This window comes from Streptomyces sp. NPDC048111, assembly GCF_043202815.1.
GTDB lineage: Bacteria > Actinomycetota > Actinomycetes > Streptomycetales > Streptomycetaceae > Streptomyces.
The window spans coordinates 20,171-38,558 of sequence record NZ_JBIDBD010000017.1; the positions used below are offsets into that span (position 1 = coordinate 20,171).

The following is an 18,388-nucleotide window of genomic DNA, read 5'->3' on the forward strand; positions in this document are numbered from 1 at the left end:
CGTTCTCGTCTAGCCAGGGGGTCCTACCCGGCACACGGGACACTGGTACATGGTTCGGACAGTTTCGAATGACGCCACCCGGCGTCTGGAGGAGGCATCGGTGGCGGGCGAGTCCCCCGACAAGTCGGAGCAGAAGCAGTCGTCGGGGGAGACGACTACGAGCGAACGCGACCCGCGTATCGGTCTGCCCCCCTCCCCGTCCCCGTCCCCTTCGGGTGAGGACGCGCCCGGCAAGGGTGACGCGCCGGGCAAGGGTGGGGACGCCGCGCGGGCGGCGAATGGTTCCGGCAGCGCCGGTTCCGTGGACCAGGCGACCGCGGTGTTCCGGGCCCCGCGCCCCGAGGAGGGCGACTCCCGGCTCCGCGCGGCGGTGGCCGCGTGGGTCGACCAGGAGGCGGAGCCCGAGGGGGGTGCCTCCGGGGGTGCCTCCGGCGGGGGTGCCGAGCGGGAGGGTGTTGGGCCTGACGGTGCCGAGTCGTCGGAGGGTGCCGGCGAGGGCGGGCGCGCCGGTTCGGCCGACGCGGAACCGACCTCCTCCAGATCCGGGGCGGCCCGGGCCGCGGCGGACGCGGGCCCCGGGGAGCCCGCGCAGGCCTCCGGGCCGGCCAAGGCTGGGGCGGCCAAGGCTGGGGCGGCCGACGAACTCGCGAAGCCGGCCGAGGCCGACGAGCCCGCGGCGGCTGCCGAGCGGGCCCGGACCGCCGCGTCGGCGGAGCCGAAGGGTGCGGAGCCGAAGGGCGCGGAAGCGCGCGCGAAGGCGGATGCACCCGCTGAGCCCGCCGCGCCCGCCGACTCCGAGAAGCCCTCCGAACCCGCCGACGCGAAGCCGGCCGACGAGCCGACCGGGCCCGTTGCCCCCGCGAAGGCCAGCCCCTCCGCGAAGGCCGACGCCGCCCCCGCGAAGGCCGACGCCGCCCCCGCGAAGGCAGCCCCCTCTGCGAAGGCCGAGCCGACCGCCGAAGCCGCCACCCCCACCAAGGCCGAGCCGACCGCCGAGGCCGAGCCCAAGTCCGCAGCCGGCACCAAGTCCGCAGCCGGCACCGAGCCCGCAGCCGAGTCGGCCGCCAAGGCCGAGCCGAGCACCCCCACGTCGGCCGAGCCGGCCGCCAAGGGCGAGGGGGTCGACCAGCCCACCGCCGTGTTCAAGGCCGTGCAGCCCCCGGTCGTCGACCAGCCCACGGCCATGCTCAAGCTGCCCGCACCTCAGCGGGAGCCCGACGCCGAGCGCGCCGCCGAGCGCACCAGCCAGTTCGTGCCGCTGCGGTCCGACGAGGCCGGCTCCGGTTCGGGCACCTCCGGCTCGGGCACCTCCGGCACCGGCACCTCCGCCAAGCGCCCCGAGGCCGCCGCCCGCAACGCCGAGGGCGCCGTCAAGCGCCCGGAGTCCCCGTTCGGGCGGCCCGGGGCGCCGAAGGTCACCCCGCCGCCCGCCATGGGCGCCGCCCCGGCCGGCCCCGCGGCCCCGGAGCAGGCCGAGCGCACCCGGCAGCAGCCCCTGCCGCCGAAGCCCCCGCTCGATCTGCTCGCCGAGCTGACGAACACCCCGCCCCCCGCGCAGACCGCGGTCCGCTCCACGGTGCGGCGGTTCAAGATCTGGACCCCGCTGGTCCTGCTGCTCCTGGTCGTCTTTGCGGTCGTACAGATCATGCGCCCGCTCCCCGAGCCGAAGCTGACCCTCACCACGCAGGCGACGTACGCCTTCGAGGGGGGCGCGCTCGACCTGCCCTGGCCCGCGGAGGGACAGTCGGCGGTGTCCGTGGACGGCGTCGGCAGCCTCGGCACGCACGGGGAGCAGAAGCCCGCGCCGCTGGCGAGCGTGGCCAAGACGATGACGGCGTACGTGATCCTCAAGGGCCACCCGATCTCCGGAAAGCAGGAGGGCCCGAAGATCACGGTCGACCAGCAGGCCGAGGACGACGCGAAGAAGCCCGACGAGTCGACCGCGCCGATCCGCAAGGACCAGCAGTTCACCGAGAAGCAGATGCTCGAACTGCTGATGATCCCGTCCGGCAACAACGCCGCGCGTCTGCTGGCCCGTTGGGACGCCGGGAACGAGGAGGCCTTCATCGCGAAGATGAACGCCGCCGCCAAGGAACTCGGCATGACGGGCACCACGTACACCGACCCGAGCGGTCTGAAGGAGACCACGGTCTCCACGCCGACCGACCAGCTCAAGCTGGCGCAGGCCGTCATGCAGAACGATGTGTTCCGCGGCATCGTGAACACGCCCCAGATCAAGATCCCGGGCATCGACACGATGATCTACAACAACAACAAGATCCTGCTCAAGCCGGGTGTGAGCGGCATCAAGACCGGCTCGTCCACCCCCGCGGGCGGCAACCTGCTGTGGGCGGCGGACACCATCGTCGACGGCAAGAACCAGCGGATCTACGGCATCGTCATGGGCCAGCGCACCGGCACCACGCTCGACGCCAAGCTGAGCTCGGCGATCAACAACAGCTACACGCTGATCAAGGCCGTGCAGAAGGCGATCACCTCGGCGACCGTCGTCAAGAAGGGCGATGTCGTCGGCTACGTCGACAACGGCCTCGGCGGCAAGACGCCGCTGGTCGCGGCCAAGGACCTGAAGGCGGTCGGCTGGCCGGGCCTGAAGGCCCAGCTCACCCTGGGCGCGGGCGGCAAGCCCGTACCGCACTCGGCGAAGGCCGGGGACGTGGTGGGCGAGCTGTCCGTGGGCTCCGGCAACGGACGGATCTCCGCGCCGGTCGAGCTGAGGAGCGCGCTCACCGAGCCGGGCGTGGGCGACAAGCTCACCCGACTGGGCTGACCGCCGCCGATCACGTCAAGGGCGCCCCGACCTGCGGGGCGCCCCCCGTGCTAGCTTCGGGCAACCGGGGGCGCGGGGACGGCGTCCTTGGAATCGGGGGAGAATCCCGGGTGAGGACCCGGCGGAATCGACTTCTTCCGGAGTCCCGCGTGGACACGAGCAGTACGGGCCGACCGGACGGCCCCCACGCCGACCGTGTGCAGTCGCACACGGTCGCGTATGCCAGGTGAGACAGCGTGAGGCGGGAGAGCCGCAGTGACCACCGCTGAGCCGACGCCCACCCGCGCCGACAGCAGCAAGACCACCAGTACCGGCGGCACGGACACCGGGACGCGCCCCGAGCCGGCGCGCCCCGAGCCGGGGGACGCGGCCACCCCCGGTGACGCCGGCACCTCCGGCGGCCCGACCGCGTCCGCCGACGCGGGTGGCGCCGCGCAGGCCGGGACGTCGAGGCTCTCGCGAATAGGGCTGGGTCCCGACGGGTGGCCCAGGCGGCACCCCGTCGCGTTCGTGACGGCCGCCGCGGCCCTCACCCACATCCTGTGGTTCTTCCTCTTCGCCAACAGCGGCGGCGACCTCGCGGCCCAGGACGCCTGGACCGAGTTCGTCGGCCGGCACCCGGAGTCCGCGTACAACCTGGCCTGGTACGGCGGGATGCACCCGGTCTCGTACAGCGTGGTGTCGCCGTATCTGATGTCGCTGCTCGGCGTCCGGACGACCATGATGATCGCCGGGACCGTGTCCGCCGGGCTCACCGCGCTGATCCTGGTGCGCGTGAAGGCGGTCCGCAATCCGCTGGCCTGCTCCTTCGCCGCCCTGTTCGCCTTCCTGTGCAACGCCATGTCGGGCCGCGTGACGTTCGGGCTCGGCACCATGTTCGCGCTCGGCGCGGTCGCCGCGGTGTTCTGCTGGCCGCACAACCGGCGCGAGAACCGCTGGCAGAAGGCCGCCGTCGCCGCGCCGTGCGCCGCGCTCGCCACCGCGAGCAGCCCGGTCGCCGGCCTGTTCCTCGGCATCGTCGCCGCCGCCCTGTTCCTGAACAAGCGCCGCCCGGGCGCGTACGCGATCGGTCTGCCGCCGGTCGCGGTGGTCGGCCTCTCGGCGTGGCTGTTCCCGTTCTCGGGCACCCAGCCCATGTCGCTCGCGACCACCTCGGGCCCGTTCCTGTTCGCGGCCCTCATCTTCTTCCTGGTCCCCAAGGACTGGCGCACGGTCCGCACGGCCGCGCTCGTCTACGGGATCGGGGTGCTGCTCTGCTTCGCGATCCACTCGCAGATCGGCTCGAACATCACCCGGCTCGCGATGCTGTTCGCGGGCGTGATGTTCCTGGCCGCGCTGCCGTACGCGGTGCCGAAGTCCCGCACGTGGTACGTCCTGGTGCTGGCCTTCGTGGGCCTCAACGGGTGGATCGGCTTCAAGTCGGTGGACGACATCGTGCACACCGCCCCCGCCGCGACCTGGGCCCGCGATCTGGCGCCGCTGGTCGACCAGTTGCAGGGGCTCGACGCCTCGACCGGCCGCGTCGAGGTGGTCCCCGCGTCCAGCCACCGCGAGGCCTCGGCGTTCACCCCGTACGTGAACCTGGCCCGCGGCTGGAACCGGCAGGCGGACATGCAGCGCAACCCGCTGTTCTACGACGACACCCTGAACGCGGACAACTACCACGCCTGGCTCAACCGCTGGGCGGTCAGGTACGTGGTGCTGCCGCTCGGCCCGGCCGACCGCAACGGCGCCGTGCAGGAGGGCAAGCTGATCGAGCAGGGCCTGCCCTACCTGAAGCAGCTGTGGTCCAACGAGCACTGGCGGCTGTTCGCCGTCGAGAGCCCGACACCGCTCGCGGACCCGCCGGCCACGGTCAAGCACGCCAACGAGGGCGAGGTCACGGTGGACGTCCGCTCCCCGGGCACGATCCTGATCCGCATCCCGTACTCGCCGTGGCTGAAGCTGGTCGACGCGAAGGGCAAGGGTGTGGTGCCGCCGCAGGAAACCCCGGAGTCCAAGCTCCGGGGCCACGGCCCCAAGACGTACACCAACCCCAACGGCTGCCTGCGCAAGGCCCCGGCGACCCCCGCGGGCGACGAATGGACGGAACTCCTCGCCCCCAAGCCCGGCACGTACTACGTGGCGGCCCCGTACAGCATCCCGCGCGGCACGGGGTGCCCGGAGGAGCTGAAGGCGCCGTAGCGGCGCGGGCCCGCCCGGCCCCGAGCCCTGCCCGCCTTCACGCAGAGGGCGCCCCGCGCACTACCGCGCCGAGGGCGCCTTCACCACCCCCCCGGGTCCTACCGCCCGTACGCGACCAGTTGGTGGGTGGCGGGCACGACGACGAGCCCGGCGCCGGCGCCGAGACCGGTCAGCGGCTGGGAGACGTTGCGTTCGTCCGGCCCCAGGACCGGGGAGCCGACGTCGGTGGACCAGACCGGCTGCCCCGTGGCGCCGTTGAGCGCCCAGAGCCGGCCGGTGCGCGAGCCGACGTACACATAGCCGTTGACCACGAGCGGCGCCGTACTGAGCTGCCCGTCCCCCGCGAACGTCCACCGTGCCTCCAGGGTGCGGCTGTGCCGCTCGGTGAGGACCCCGCCGTCCACGAAGTAGCCCTGCCGCCCGTCGAAGGCCGGCGCGGGCGCGTCGCCCGTGGCCCGGTACCCGCCGAGGACCGCGCCGTCGGCGGCGCCGAGCACCGCGGGCGCCGCCCCCGCGCCGTCCCGCACCCAGACCCGGCCGTCGGCGAGCACCGGGGTGCGGCCCCCGCCGCCCGAACAGCCGGTCTCGTGGCGCCACTTGGGGGCGCCCGAGAGGGGGTCGAAGGCGAAGGCCTGCTCGCAGGCGTACGAGACGTAGACGCCGGTCGCCGTGACGGCGGGCGAGCTGTTGCCCCCGTTGAGGACGGACCGGCTCCAGGTCACCGCCCCGCTGGCCGCGTCCACCGCGTACAGGGTGCCGCCCGAACCGGACCCGGCGGTGTACACCGTGCCGCCGGAGAAGGTGGGCGGCGAGCTGAAGGAGTGCTGCCCGGGCAGGGTGACGCTCCAGAGCCTGGTGCCGCGGGCGGGGTCGAAGGCGGTGAGCACGCCGTCGTAGTTCTGCGCGTAGAGCCGGCCGCCGCCGTAGGCGAGCGCGGACCACCAGTAGGTGCCGCCGAGGTCGACGGGCGCCCAGGCGTCCTGGCCCGTGGCCGCGTCGAGGGCGTGGAGGGTGGTGCCGTATCCGCCGCCCGGCGAGGAGACGGTGACGAAGACGCGCCCGTCGACCACGACGGGGTACGACACGGCCCCGCCGAGGTCGCGGGCCCACTTCCGGGCCAGCGGAGGCGCCCCGACGACGGAGTCGAGGAGGGTGCCGTCGTGCCGGGCGTCGACCTGATAGGCGGTGGAGGCGCCGACCTGCGGGGCCTGCGTCCCGGGGTGCAGGGCCTGCGGACCTTGCACCCCGGCAGCCCCGCCCTGCGGGCCCCGCACCCCGGCAGGGGTGGCCTTCCGGCCCTGGGCTTGCGCGGGCGCGGCGCTTTGGTCCTGGGCTTGCGCGGGCGTGGCGCTTTGGCCCCGGGCTTGCGCGGGCGTGGCGCTTTGGCCCCGGGCTTCCGCGGGCGTGGCTTGGTGGCCATGTGCCTCGGCGGGTATGGCGTTCCGGCCCTGGACTTGCGCGGGTGCGGCGCTCCGATCCTGCGCCTCCGCGGGCGTCACGAGCGCGCCGACCGACAGCGCGCTCACGGACACAGCGGCGCCGAACAGCACGGCAAGGCTTCTCCGCATCTTCACCAACATCCCCTTCCCCCCGGCACCGCACAGAGCGACGCCCCCGGGCCCCAGCCCTTCCTGAGCGGGACCGTTCCGAGCGCCCATGGTCACTCATGGCGGGGTTCAAGGGCCTGCCGTTTTTGCGGTGTTGGGGGCAGAGGTGCCGTGTAAGAAGGGCGCGCCGTTCGCTGGTGTGGCCGAGTGGGACCGTGCCCGGGTTGTTCGGGTAGCCGGGGGGAGGTGCGGGCGGCTTCTCGTCAGACCTTCTCGACTCGCACGGAGTGTCCCGCGAGGAGTTGATTCATGTCGTCGGTGTCGGAGGTGAAGACGGTTGCCTGGGCTCCCTGCGCGGCTTCCCGTCCGGCCACAGCTGCCAAGACGGCGTCGATGGCGTACTTGTGCCCATGCAGGCCGGCTGTCTTCAACATGTCGCGCGCCATGGCGATCACTTGGTCGTCCGTGTGCGCGATGCGGATCCGGGACAGCGTCCAGTTCCACAGTGGCTGCCTCGACGTTTCGCGAGGGTCCCATGCCTCCAAGGTCGTGAGCGCCGAGGTGACGATAGGGATGTCGAGCCTGGGAGCCGTCTTGATCAGCGCGGCCATCTCCCGATCGCCCTGAACCGCCTTGGACAGAGCCTCGGAGTCGAACACGAAGACCCGCTGCCGCGGCCGATGCAGTTTCGCTCGGGTGGTGCGGCTCACGCCGCCTCGTCCGAATGTGATCGCTGCTCGTCGTGCCAGCCGTCGATGGCGGCGATGCGATCCAGCGCTGCTTGCTGCTCGTCGTCCGTCACCACGCCGTGCTCTTCTTCGAGGCGCTCGGCCAACTCGCGCAGCCGGTCCATGGCGTCCTGATGAGCCGCCGCAGCCGCGATGTAGCCGGACACGCCGCGCGCATCGACGCGTTCCCTGATCGACTCCACCAGCTCTTCCGGCACGGTGATGGTGATCTTCCGGGTTGCCATACTTCAAGTATGCCACGCGCGGTGTGGTGTGACCCCCTCTTTCGGAGAGGTTGCCGCTGGGGTGCAGGAGGGTGGGAGACGCTCGTCCGATGCCGATCCGGTGGGTGATAGTCGGGAGATCGGCTTCCCATCCGCTCACGCAAACGGCCCCGGACGAAGAGTCCGAGGCCGAATGAACCTCTGCCTGAGGGAGGAACCCAGGTCAGAGCGATAACACGCAGTGCCCCCGGCAGGATTCGAACCTGCGACACCCGCTTTAGGAGAGCGGTGCTCTATCCCCTGAGCTACGGAGGCGTGCTGCCGATGGCAGACCTGGACAGGGTAGCGGATCGCAGGGTGGGGGTGGGTGGCAGGGCGGCCTCCGCCTAGCGCGAACCCCCGCTCACCCCGTGCAAGGCGAAGGCGAGTCCGCCAGCGAGTCCGTCAACTGCGGTGGCGGCCGGCTCTGTGGGCTTGAGGGTGGGGTGGGGGTGTCCTTGGGGCGGGCCGAATGGCTGGGGGCTGCGACCAGGGCGTGGAATCCGCCGGCCTCCGGGGCTGGGCCTGTGGCCGGGGCTGAGGGGCACGGCGGTTCGGCGGCCTTGGGGCCTTGGAGCCGGGGGGCCGGGGGCCCGGGGGTCAGGGGGCCCAAGGGTCAAGGGGGTGTGGGGCTCGCTGTCCAGGCTGGCCAGGGCAGGTTCCAGCCGTTCAGGCCGTTGTCCGGGGCCACTGTCCCGCCCCCCGCCGAGTTCTGCACGACCACTACGTCTCCCAGCAGCGAATTGGCGTAGAACCAGGCGCCGTTGGTGTCCGGGTCGGTGGCGCCCTGGGTGTCCTGGAGGCCGATGCAGCCGTGGCTCGTGGAGGCCGAGCCGAAGGTGGTGGGGGCGGCCCAGTAGTTGCCGTGGATGAACGTGCCCGAGTTGGTCAGGCGCTGGGCGTGCGGCACGTCGGGGATGTCGTACTCGTCGCCGAGCCCGACCGTCGTGCTGTTCATCTTCGTCTGCCGGGCCTGCTCGCTGATGACCATCGTGCCGTTGTAAGTGGCGTGCTGGGGCGAGCCGGACGAGACGGGCAGCCTCCTGATCACGGCCCCGTCCCGCTGGACGGTCATCTCTTCGGTGGCCGCGTCCACCGTGGAGATTTGCGCGCGGCCCACCGTGAAGGAGAACGACTTGTCCTGAACTCCCCATACCCCCTTGGCCAGTTCGAGGCCGTCGAAGCGGAACGCCACGGTGACGTGCGATCCGGGCTTCCAGAAGTCCTCCGGGCGGAAGTCGAGGCGGCGGTCGCCGAACCAGTGGCCGACCGCCCGCTGGCCCCCGGTCGAGGTGATCCGCACGGCCGACTCCGCGCCCTGCCGGTCGGTGACCGGCTTGTCGAACCGGAACGACACCTCCATGCCGACGCCCACGGTGGACGCGTCCTCGGGGGTGTAGAACGCGATCACCGAATTGCTCGCGGAGACGGTCGTGAAGTGCGCGATCCTGGTCGCCGTCCGGCCGTCCGGATCCTTCGCCCGGGCCGTCAGGGTGTACGCCGTGCCGCGGGCCAGGGTCGCCGAGGGGTGCCAGGCGGTGCCGCCCGCGGAGAGCGTGCCCGGGACCGCCGGGCCGTCCTGGGCCATCAGGGTGACGGAGAGGAAGGTGCCCTGCGTGACGCTCGCCCCGACGTCCTTGATGGCGATGCCGACATGACCCGCGCCGTCCTGGGGAGTCGTGGTGATCAGCGCCTTGGAGGCGGTCGGGCTGGGGCTCGGCGACTCCTTGCCGCCGCCACCCCCCGAGGAGCAGCCCCCCAGCGCCAGTGCGGCCACGGCGAGGAGAGCCAGGAGCAGGGGGAGGAACCCGGGGCCGCCCCGGCCGGCCGATGCCCCGCCCGCGCTTCTCGACGTACGCACCATCTCGACGTCTCCCGTCTCGCCTCCGACGGGCCCTGGTCTCCACGCCCGTTATGCGGGGTTATGCACCCTTCTTGTAGTCTGCGGTAACGCCCTGTTTGTACGCACGCGGAGTTCTGGGTCGTCGACGGACGGAGTCGAGGGATGACGTACGGACCCCGTTGGGGGCGGATAGCCCGGGCGGGTCGGCCCGCCCGGCGGCGTCCGGGCCGTGCGCGCCCGCCCCGGATGCGTCGGATGCCTCGGGCGCGTCTGCGGCCCGTCGGCGTCGAGACACCCCGCGGGGCGCCGGCCCCCGTGCGGGCCCGGGCCTCGCGGCGGCTGCGGATCGTGCTCTGTTCGCTCGCCGCGGTGCTGCTGCTCGCGGCCGGCGCGGGTGCCTATGCCTGGCACCGGCTCAACGCCAACATCAGCAGCGTCGAACTCGGCTCGCTCCTCACCCCGGCGGCCTCGGCCACCTCCGACCTCAACATCCTTGTCGTGGGCTCCGATTCGCGGGCCGGCAAGAACGCCACGCGGGCCGGCGGCGGCGACGCCACCGGGCGCTCGGACACCACCCTGCTGCTCCATGTGTACGGCGGCCGCAAGAAGGCGGCGATCGTCAGCATCCCGCGCGACACCATCATCGACCGCCCCGCCTGCACCACCGCGTCCGGACAGAAGCTGAGCGCGCGCCAGGGCGTCATGTTCAACGCCGTGTACGAGAACGGCGGCGCCCGCTGCACGGTGGCCGCGGTCGAGTCGCTGAGCGGCGGGCTGCGGGTCAACCACTACGTCGAGGTCGGCTTCGACGGCTTCGCCGAGCTCATCGACGCGGCAGGCGGCACCGACGTGACCCTGGTCAAGCCCATCGACGACAAGGAGAGCGGGCTCCATCTACGTGCCGGACGCCACCACTTGAACGGCCAGCAGGCGCTCGACCTCGTACGGACCCGGCACGGCGTGGGCAACGGCAGCGACCTCGGGCGCATCCAGCTCCAGCACCAGTTCCTGACGGCGCTGATCAGCAGGATGGCCGGGCAGAGCCTGCTCACCGACCCGGCCAGGCTCTTCACCGTCGCCGACGCCGCGACGAAGTCGCTGACCACCGACTCCCTGCTGGCCCACGTCGACAGCCTGGCCTCCCTCGCGTACTCGATGAGGGGGCTCGGCGCCGACAGCGTGCAGATGGTCACCCTGCCGGCCCAGCTGGAGCAGGGCGACGAGGACCGGCTGGTGCCGGACACGGCCCGGGCCGCCAAGATGTGGGCCGCGCTGAAGGCCGACCTCCCGGTGCCGCCGGACGCGCTGACCGGCACGGCGTCCGGCCCCAACGGGATCGGCCAGATCGTGAAGCCCGGCTGAGCCCCCCCCGGGCCTCCTGAGTCGGCCGAGAGCCCGGGCGGGCCCGGCGCTGAGGCCGACCGAGCGCCGCCGCCCCGGGAACCCGGAACCCGGCACCGGCCCGCCCCCCCCAAACCCGTCAGCCCCCCAAACCCGTCAGCCCCCAAGTCCGTCACCCCCCAACCCGTCAGTTGTGTTTTACACCGACCTTGACCCCGGCCAGGTGTCGGCATAGCGTCGGGGACCACTGGGGCTGAGCACGCGCTTAGGAGGGCTTCCCGTGGTGACAGGGCCGCAGAACAGTGGGGCGCGGTCGGCGGGGCCGCACGTCGAGCCGGACCGGGCCGAGGCGCTGCTCACCGCGCCGGGTGCGCCGTTCGCCGTCGTGCGCAACGACGCCGGCACCCTGGAGTACGCGACCGGGCCGCGCACCCTGCGCGAGTTCGCCGAGACGGTGTGGGCGCTCGGCGACCGGCCGTTCCTGGTCGCCGGGAGCGGCACGTACACGTACGGCGCCTTCCTCGCCGCCGCCTGCGCCCTGGCCCGCCGGTTCACCGGGGTGTACGGGCTGCGCCCGGGCGACCGTGCGGTCATCGGGATGCGCAACCACCCCGAGTGGCAAGTCGCCTTCTGGGCAGCCCAGTTGGCGGGGCTCGTCGCGGTGCCGCTCAACGCGTGGTGGACGGCGGACGAGTTCGCGTACGCCCTGGACGACTGCGCGCCGAGCGTGCTGCTCGTCGACGGCGAGCGGCTCGGGCGGGTGTCCGGCTGGGCCCGGGCGCACGGGGTGCGCGGGCTGGTCTTCCACCACGGGGGCGACCTGCCCGACGGCTTCGAGCGGTACGCCGACCTGGACGAACTCACCTCGCCGGATCCGCTGGCCGGCCCGCCCGACGTCGAGGTCGACCCCGGGGCGGACGCCACCATCATCTACACCTCCGGCACCACCGGCCGCCCCAAGGGGGCCGTCGCCACTCAGCTCGCGCAGGCGGGCGCGGTCATGAACCCGCGCTTCCAGGCGGCGATGTCGATGCTGGGGCGCGGCGTCGTGCCGGGCCAGGGGCCGGCCCCCGTCACCCTCATGACGTTCCCGTTCTTCCACGTCGCGGCGTTCACCTCGCTGTACGCGGCGATGTCGGTGGGCGGCACGCTCGTCCTGATGCACAAGTGGGACGCCCGGCACGCCCTCGCGCTGATCCGGGAGCACGGTGTCACGCACTACGCGGGTGTGCCCGCGACCGCCCAGCAACTGCTGGCACTGGCCGAAGAGTTGGGTGACGGCCTTCAGAGTCTGACCGCGCTCAACACCGGGGGCGCGGCGGCGCCGCCCGGCCTCGTGGGCGGGCTCACCGAGCGGTACGGCTCACGCATCGAGCCGCGCAACGGGTACGGGCTGACCGAGACGAGCGGGGGAGTGCTGGCCAACTACGGTGCCGAGTACCGGCGTTGGCCGCAGAGTGCCGGTCGTCCCACGCCGGCCACCGAGGTGCGGATCGCCGGTCCTGACGGCGCGCGGCTCGCGGACGGCGAGGTCGGCGAACTGTGGCTGCGCGGGCAGTCCCTGGTGCGGGGTTACTGGAACGACCCCGCCGCCACCGAACTCGCCTTCCAGGACGGGTGGTTCAGGACGGGGGACCTCGCGGTGCGGCAGGCGGGGCGGGTGGAGGTGGTCGACCGGATCAAGGACATGGTGATCCGGGGCGGCGAGAACGTGTACTGCGTCGAGGTCGAGGGCGTCCTCCACGATCACCCGGCGGTCCTGGACGCGGCGGTCCTGGGGGTGCCGCACCCCGTGCTCGGGGAGGAGGTGGCGGCGGTGGTGCAGGTGCGGGCCGGGGCGTCGGTCTCCCCCGAGGAGCTCCGGGCCCATGTCGGGGCGGTGCTGGCGGGGTTCAAGGTGCCGGGCCGGGTGCTGCTGGGGGAGGAGGCGCTGCCGCGGAACGCGACGGGCAAGGTGCTGAAGCGCCGGCTCCGCGAGGCCTTCGGGCCCGCCTAGCGGGGCGGCCTGCCAAAGCCGCGCCCCCGGCCCCGCCGGGGGCGGCGCTCAGGTCCGGGTCACCCGCACGTGGTAGTTCCCCATCCCGTCCACCCCCGTCACCGCGACCCGCACCCCGCTCTGCTGGTCCACGAACGTCTCGCCGGTCGTGTACGGGGCGTCGGAGAGTTCGGCGTTCACGTTCGGGCGGCGGGTGCAGCCTCCGGTGTTGGGGGTGCTGTCCGAGACCGTGACCGGGCCGCGGCCGGTGTCGACCGTCGCGTCCACGCGGTAGATCAGCACCCCCGGCTTGCAGACCGCCTCGTCGTTGCCGGCCCGGGTGCGGACCTCGACCGCGTACCCCGCGTCCTTGGACACCGGCACGAAGACCAGCTTCGGGCCGGTGTCCGTGGCCAGCGGACTCAGGACGTACTGGCTCGTGCCGGTACCCGTCACGCACGACACCTGGCTGTTGTCGAGCCAGCCCAGCTTCCACTTGTGCCAGCCCAGCATGTCGTTGTTGGCGCCCCAGTCCTCGGACATGATGTCCCAGTGCCCGACCGAGCCGCCGCCCTGCGCGGTGTAGAGGTCGGGGAGCCCGAAGACATGGCCGTTCTCGTGCGGCAGCACCCGGTACCCGGTCTCGCCGTAGGAGCCGGAGCCGTCGTCCTGGCGGCTGTAGACGAACGAGGTGTTGGACAGCGGCACCCCGTCCGCGTACGGCGCGTCGTCGTTGCCGGAGAACGTCACCGACAGGACCGTGTCCAGCGCCGAGGGGCCGGCGTTCGGTGTCACCAGGACGTTGACCAGGTCGTACTTCGAGAAGTTCACCCGGGAGCCGGCCGCCGCGATCATGTCCTGCACCAGGCGGTGGTAGCCGGGCTCATAGGGGGAGCCGCGGTCGATCCCGTACGCCGAGAAGGCCTTCGGCATCCGCAGCCACTGGGTGATCGGGGCCTCGGAGCGGTAGTCGAGCCGGCCGTAGGAGGCGTTGCGGAACCAGTCGCTGGTCTGCGGGAAGAATTCCTTGTACCGGCTGAGCGCGGCCCCCGGGCCCACCGCGTCCGGGAAGTCGATCATGAGAGTGAGGGCCCGGACGACGCCCGTGGAGTGGGCGTAGCCCGGAGCGGTCGGCAGTCCCTCCGACATCTGGACGCCGAGGCCGGCGGGGATCCGGCAGGGGCCGAGCGAGGAGTCGCCGGGGGCGGCGACGGGGCCCGCGGAGGCGCGGGTGGCGACCGTGAGCGTGGTCGATCCGGTGGTCAGCGCCGCGAGGGCGACCGAGGCGAGGGTGGCGCCGAGGAAGGGGTGACGGCGCCTCGTGCGTATCCGGCGTCCGGGCGCCCGGGCCGGGCGGGACTGGCTGACGTCCTGCATGCGCACGCGCTCGCCTTCGGGGACGTGACAGCAGGCCGGTTCCTGGCTGCACTCGTCTGATCACCCTGTGTCCGGCGTGTCGCGTGCGCTCGCTGGGTGGCCCGAATGTGGGTTTTTGCTGATATGCGCGCATGTGACTCAGGTCACATCCGCTCCGGGAAATAACCGGGGAAGGTTTCCCCGTTTGAACCTTCGTCCCCGCGAAACGGGGAGTGCTTCCCCGCTTGGGTCAGGTCCCGGGCGGACGAACCGCCTCATCCCTCACGTACGAGAAGGAGCAGAGCCGTGCAGACCGCCGCCGCCCCCGCCGCAGAACCGCGCCGCACCCCGCGCCCGCGGGCCGACGCCCTGCGCAACCGGGAGCGGATCATCGCCGCCGCGCGCGAGATGTTCGTCGAGTACGGCGCCGAGCGCCCGCTGGACGAGATCGCCCGCCGGGCCGGCGTCGGCAACGCCACGATCTACCGGCACTTCGCCGACCGCACCGAGCTCATCACCAGCGTGGTGCTCTCGGTCATGGACCGTGTCTCGGCCCGCGCCGAGGCCGCCGCGGCCGAGGAGGCCGATCCCTTCGACGCGCTGCGCCGCTTCGTGCACGAGGCGGCCGACGAGCGGATCGGGGCGCTCTGTCCGATGCTCTCCGACACCTTCGACCAGGACCACGCGGAGCTCAACGCGGCCCGCGAACGCCTGGAGCGGGATGTCGAGGGGCTGATGCACCGGGCCCGTACGGCCGGCCGGCTCCGCTCCGACGTCGCCGTCGGCGACCTCATGGTGGCCCTCTCCCAGCTGACCCGGCCGCTGCCGGGCACGCCCTGCCCGAACATCGACCAGTTCGTCCACCGTCATCTGCAGCTGTTCCTCGACGGGCTCCAGGCCCCGGCGCGGTCGGAGCTGCCCGGCAGTGCGGCGACCCTCGACGACCTCCGGAGGAGCTGATCGTCCGCTGATCGCTCCTCCCCTCAACTTCCTGTTCACACGCCGTAGTTGAAGCTCAGTTACCACGATTTTCTCGGTTATCCGCGTCCCAAGGTGGCTACCTCCATGTCAAAAACAGTCGGTCCGGACAAGACGGACCAGCTCTCCCTCGCTCCTGACCCCAGTCGCTGGAAGGCCCTGGCCTTCATAGCCCTGGCCCAGCTGATGGTCGTCCTCGACGCGACCATCGTGAACATCGCGCTGCCCTCCGCGCAGCACGCGCTGCACATCAGCGACGCCAACAAGCAGTGGGTCATCACGGCCTACGCCCTGGCGTTCGGCGGTCTGCTCCTGTTCGGCGGACGCATCGCCGACCTGTGGGGCCGCAAGCGCACCTTCGTCGTCGGCCTGCTCGGCTTCGCCGCGGCCTCCGCGCTCGGCGGCGCCGCCACCGGCGAGGCCATGCTGCTCGGCTCCCGCGCGCTCCAGGGTGCCTTCGGCGCGCTGCTGGCGCCGGCCGCCCTGTCGCTGCTCGCCGTCATGTTCACCGACGCCAAGGAGCGCGCCAAGGCGTTCGGCATCTACGGTGCGATCGCCGGCGGCGGTGGCGCGGTGGGCCTGATCCTCGGCGGATTCCTCACCGAGTACCTGAACTGGCGCTGGACCTTCTTCGTCAACATCCCGTTCGCGATCGTCGCCGCGCTCGGCGCCTACCTCGTGATCCGCGAGCCGTCGGGCACCCGCAACCGCTCGCCGCTCGACGTGCCCGGTGTGGTCCTGTCCACCACCGGCCTGGTCGCCCTCGTCTACGGCTTCACCCGCGCCGAGTCGGCCGGCTGGTCGGACGCGCTGACCATCTCGATGTTCATCGCCTCCGCCGTGCTGCTCGCCGCCTTCGTCATCCTCGAGGCCAAGGTGCGGCACCCGCTGCTGCCCCTGCGCGTCATCACCAACCGCAACCGCGGCGGTGTCTACCTCTCGCTCGGCCTCGCGATCATCGCGATGTTCGGCCTGTTCCTCTTCCTCACCTACTACCTCCAGGTGGTCAAGGGCTTCTCGCCGGTCAAGACCGGCTTCGCCTTCCTGCCCATGATCGCGGGCATGATCACCGGCTCCACCCAGATCGGCGCCCGTCTGATGACCCGCGTCGCGCCGCGCCTGCTGATGGGCCCCGGCTTCCTGACCGCGGCCGTCGGCATGCTGCTGCTCACCCAGCTCGACATCGACACCTCGTACGCCGGTGTCATCCTGCCCGCGCAGATCCTGCTCGGCCTCGGCATGGGCACTGCCTTCATGCCCGCCATGTCGCTCGCCACCATCGGGGTCGAGCCGCGTGACGCGGGGGTCGCCTCCGCGATGGTCAACACCTCGCAGCAGGTCGGCGGCGCGATCGGCACGGCGCTGCTCAACACCATCGCCGCCTCGGCGACGACCGCCTACGTCACCGGCCACATGGCCCTGGGCGCCACCAACCCCGAGCTGCTCAAGCTCCAGGCGATGGTGCACGGCTTCACCGCCGCCATCTGGTGGGCCGTGGGCATCCTGGCCGCCGCCGCGGTCATCGCCGTCACCCTCATCAACACCGGGCGCCCCGGCGGCAGCACCGTCGCCGGCTCCGGCAGCGGCGAGGGCGTCGAGGACGAGGTGCGCATCCCGGTGGTCGCGCACTGACCCCCCGGTAGCACCCCGGACGCACGACCTGCCCTGGCCCCGCTGTTCTCAGCGGAGCCAGGGCAGGTCCGCTTTGGCGTCGGTGGGCTGGAGCCCCTGCGCCATCACCCGCATGATCTCGCCGAGCTGGTCCACCTGGTCCGGCGAGAGCCGGTCGAACATCGCCTGCCGTACGGCGCTCACGTGCCCGGGCGCGGTCCGCTCCAGGACCTCGAAGCCCGCGTCGGTCAGGATGGCGAGCTGGCCGCGCTTGTCGGAGGGGCAGTCCTCGCGCCTGATCCATCCGTTCTTCTCCAGACGTGTCACCGCGTGCGAGAGCCGGGACCGGGTGATCTTGGAGTTCTTGGCGAGCTCGGTCATCCGCATCCGGCGCCGGGGCGCCTGGGAGAGCTGGACGAGCAGGCCGTAATAGACGTGCGGCATCCCGGCATCGCGCTGGAGCTGTCGGTCGAGGTGGTCTTCGAGGAGCCGGGTGGCGTGGAGATAGGCGCGCCACGTGCGCTGCTCCTCGTCGCTGAGCCAGATGGGTGCCGAGGTCATACATCTACTGTACGGACACTTCTTGAAAGTTGAACTAGGTCGCGTTACGCTCGGCGGAGTTGCTTGAGAGTTAAAGCAACATTCGAGCGAGTGAGCCGGAGGGCCGCCATGACCGTCGTCCACCCCGGGCGGATGCCCGCCCTCTACCTCTCCCACGGCGCGCCGCCGCTCGCCGACGACGCGCTGTGGACCGCCGAGCTGGCCGCCTGGTCCGCCGAGCTGCCCCGGCCGACGTCGATCCTGATGGTCTCCGCGCACTGGGAGGAGGCCCCGCTCGCGCTCGGCGCCACCGAGACCGTGCCGCTCGTGTACGACTTCTGGGGCTTCCCCGAGCACTACTACCAGGTCCGCTACGCCGCGCCCGGCGCGCCCGAACTCGCCGCCTCCGTACGGAAGTTGCTGCGTGCACCCGGTACGCCCGTGCAGGACTTCCCCGACCGGGGGCTCGACCACGGCGCCTACGTCCCGCTGGTGGAGATGTTCCCCGAGGCCGACATCCCGGTCCTCCAGATCTCCCTGCCGACCCTCGACCCCCAGCGGCTCTACGCGATCGGCCGCACCCTAGCGCCGCTGCGCGACGAGGGCGTACTGATCGTCGGCAGCGGGTTCTTCACGCACAACCTGGCCGCGCTGCGCCAGAGCGGCGGTCAAGTGCCCGGCTGGTCGGCCGAGTTCGACGACTGGGGCGCGCGGGCGCTGGCCGCCGGCGATCTCGACGCCCTGCTCGACTTCGAGCACAAGGCCCCGGCCGGACGGCTCGCCCACCCCCGCACCGAGCACTTCGCCCCGCTGTTCGTGACGATGGGCGCGAGCGAGGGCGAGCCCGGCGGGGCGCGCAGCGTCATCGACGGCTTCTGGATGGGGCTCGCCAAGCGGTCGGTGCAGTACGGCTGAGCGGACCGGGTGGGGCGGGTGGGGCCTGGTGGCCGGGTGGTCGGCGCGGGGGTGGGCCGGCGGTCGTGTGGACCCGGTGGTCCGACAAATCGGTCATCGCGAGCAACCAGAAGGCGGTGCGGGCCGTCTTCGGGGTAGGAGTGCAGTTTCCGACGGCGTCGTCCGGCGGGGAAGGCGAGCGGTCGTTCCGCGGTGAGGGCAAGCGCACCGCGTGTGATCGCGGTCTCAAGGGTGAAGGGGCCATAAAGACCCGTACGGGTCTGCGCAGCGGCTTCCGCACCCGGCCTGACCTGCACCTCTGTACGTTTCGGCGGCACCT

The 18,388-nt window shown here is 72.4% G+C and carries 13 protein-coding genes and 1 tRNA gene; 7 read left to right on the forward strand and 7 right to left on the reverse strand.

Annotated features, from left to right (window positions below; genetic code table 11):
• The first annotated feature begins 49 nt into the window (after positions 1 to 49).
• Both ACGF3I_RS24100 and ACGF3I_RS24105 read left to right on the forward strand, forming a co-directional pair.
• A complete protein-coding gene (locus ACGF3I_RS24100) occupies positions 50 to 2,788 on the forward strand; it encodes a serine hydrolase (protein ID WP_393135269.1) in 2,739 nt (912 codons plus the stop codon).
• 255 nt (positions 2,789 to 3,043) lie between these two features.
• Positions 3,044 to 4,972, forward strand: coding sequence for an MFS transporter (locus ACGF3I_RS24105; RefSeq protein ID WP_393135271.1), 1,929 nt, complete (start codon positions 3,044 to 3,046; stop codon positions 4,970 to 4,972).
• A gap of 98 nt (positions 4,973 to 5,070) precedes the next feature.
• Here ACGF3I_RS24105 and ACGF3I_RS24110 read toward each other — a convergent pair whose 3' ends face one another.
• From ACGF3I_RS24110 to ACGF3I_RS24130, 5 genes are all read right to left on the reverse strand, one after another.
• The gene (locus ACGF3I_RS24110; RefSeq protein WP_393135273.1) at positions 5,071 to 6,216 is read right to left on the reverse strand and encodes a PQQ-binding-like beta-propeller repeat protein; all 1,146 of its coding nucleotides are present in this window, start codon (positions 6,214 to 6,216) and stop codon (positions 5,071 to 5,073) included.
• Positions 6,217 to 6,782: 566 nt separating this feature from the next.
• Entirely contained in the window at positions 6,783 to 7,229 is a 447-nt protein-coding gene (locus ACGF3I_RS24115) for a hypothetical protein (RefSeq protein ID WP_393135275.1), read from the reverse strand.
• Entirely contained in the window at positions 7,226 to 7,492 is a 267-nt protein-coding gene (locus tag ACGF3I_RS24120) for a hypothetical protein (protein ID WP_393135277.1), read from the reverse strand. Before ACGF3I_RS24120 ends, ACGF3I_RS24115 begins: the two co-directional genes overlap by 4 nt.
• A gap of 221 nt (positions 7,493 to 7,713) precedes the next feature.
• Positions 7,714 to 7,786: transfer RNA gene (locus ACGF3I_RS24125), tRNA-Arg, on the reverse strand.
• Positions 7,787 to 8,126: 340 nt separating this feature from the next.
• Complete coding sequence (locus ACGF3I_RS24130; protein WP_393135279.1) at positions 8,127 to 9,374, reverse strand: Ig-like domain-containing protein; 1,248 nt, start codon at positions 9,372 to 9,374, stop codon at positions 8,127 to 8,129.
• A gap of 234 nt (positions 9,375 to 9,608) precedes the next feature.
• Here ACGF3I_RS24130 and ACGF3I_RS24135 point away from each other — a divergent pair, with 234 nt between their 5' ends.
• Entirely contained in the window at positions 9,609 to 10,715 is a 1,107-nt protein-coding gene (locus tag ACGF3I_RS24135; protein WP_393135281.1) for an LCP family protein, read from the forward strand.
• A 259-nt stretch (positions 10,716 to 10,974) separates the two neighbouring features.
• Positions 10,975 to 12,690 carry a class I adenylate-forming enzyme family protein gene (locus ACGF3I_RS24140; protein WP_393135283.1) on the forward strand — a complete coding sequence of 572 codons (1,716 nt, stop codon included), beginning with the start codon at positions 10,975 to 10,977 and terminating at the stop codon, positions 12,688 to 12,690.
• A 48-nt stretch (positions 12,691 to 12,738) separates the two neighbouring features.
• Here ACGF3I_RS24140 and ACGF3I_RS24145 read toward each other — a convergent pair whose 3' ends face one another.
• Positions 12,739 to 14,046, reverse strand: a complete 1,308-nt coding sequence (locus ACGF3I_RS24145) for a M6 family metalloprotease domain-containing protein (RefSeq protein ID WP_393135450.1) — start codon at positions 14,044 to 14,046, stop codon at positions 12,739 to 12,741.
• Between the two features lie 285 nt (positions 14,047 to 14,331).
• Here ACGF3I_RS24145 and ACGF3I_RS24150 point away from each other — a divergent pair, with 285 nt between their 5' ends.
• Both ACGF3I_RS24150 and ACGF3I_RS24155 read left to right on the forward strand, forming a co-directional pair.
• Positions 14,332 to 14,985 (forward strand): TetR/AcrR family transcriptional regulator, encoded by a 654-nt coding sequence (locus tag ACGF3I_RS24150; protein WP_393135285.1) that lies wholly within the window; start codon positions 14,332 to 14,334, stop codon positions 14,983 to 14,985.
• A gap of 105 nt (positions 14,986 to 15,090) precedes the next feature.
• Positions 15,091 to 16,635: an MFS transporter gene (locus ACGF3I_RS24155; protein ID WP_393135287.1), complete on the forward strand. Its 1,545-nt coding sequence runs from the start codon at positions 15,091 to 15,093 to the stop codon at positions 16,633 to 16,635.
• Positions 16,636 to 16,683: 48 nt separating this feature from the next.
• Here the strand turns inward: ACGF3I_RS24155 and ACGF3I_RS24160 are convergent, their stop codons facing one another.
• Positions 16,684 to 17,175, reverse strand: coding sequence for a MarR family winged helix-turn-helix transcriptional regulator (locus ACGF3I_RS24160; protein ID WP_393135289.1), 492 nt, complete (start codon positions 17,173 to 17,175; stop codon positions 16,684 to 16,686).
• Between the two features lie 108 nt (positions 17,176 to 17,283).
• Here ACGF3I_RS24160 and ACGF3I_RS24165 point away from each other — a divergent pair, with 108 nt between their 5' ends.
• Positions 17,284 to 18,069, forward strand: coding sequence for a dioxygenase (locus tag ACGF3I_RS24165; RefSeq protein WP_393135291.1), 786 nt, complete (start codon positions 17,284 to 17,286; stop codon positions 18,067 to 18,069).
• Positions 18,070 to 18,388: the final 319 nt, after the last annotated feature.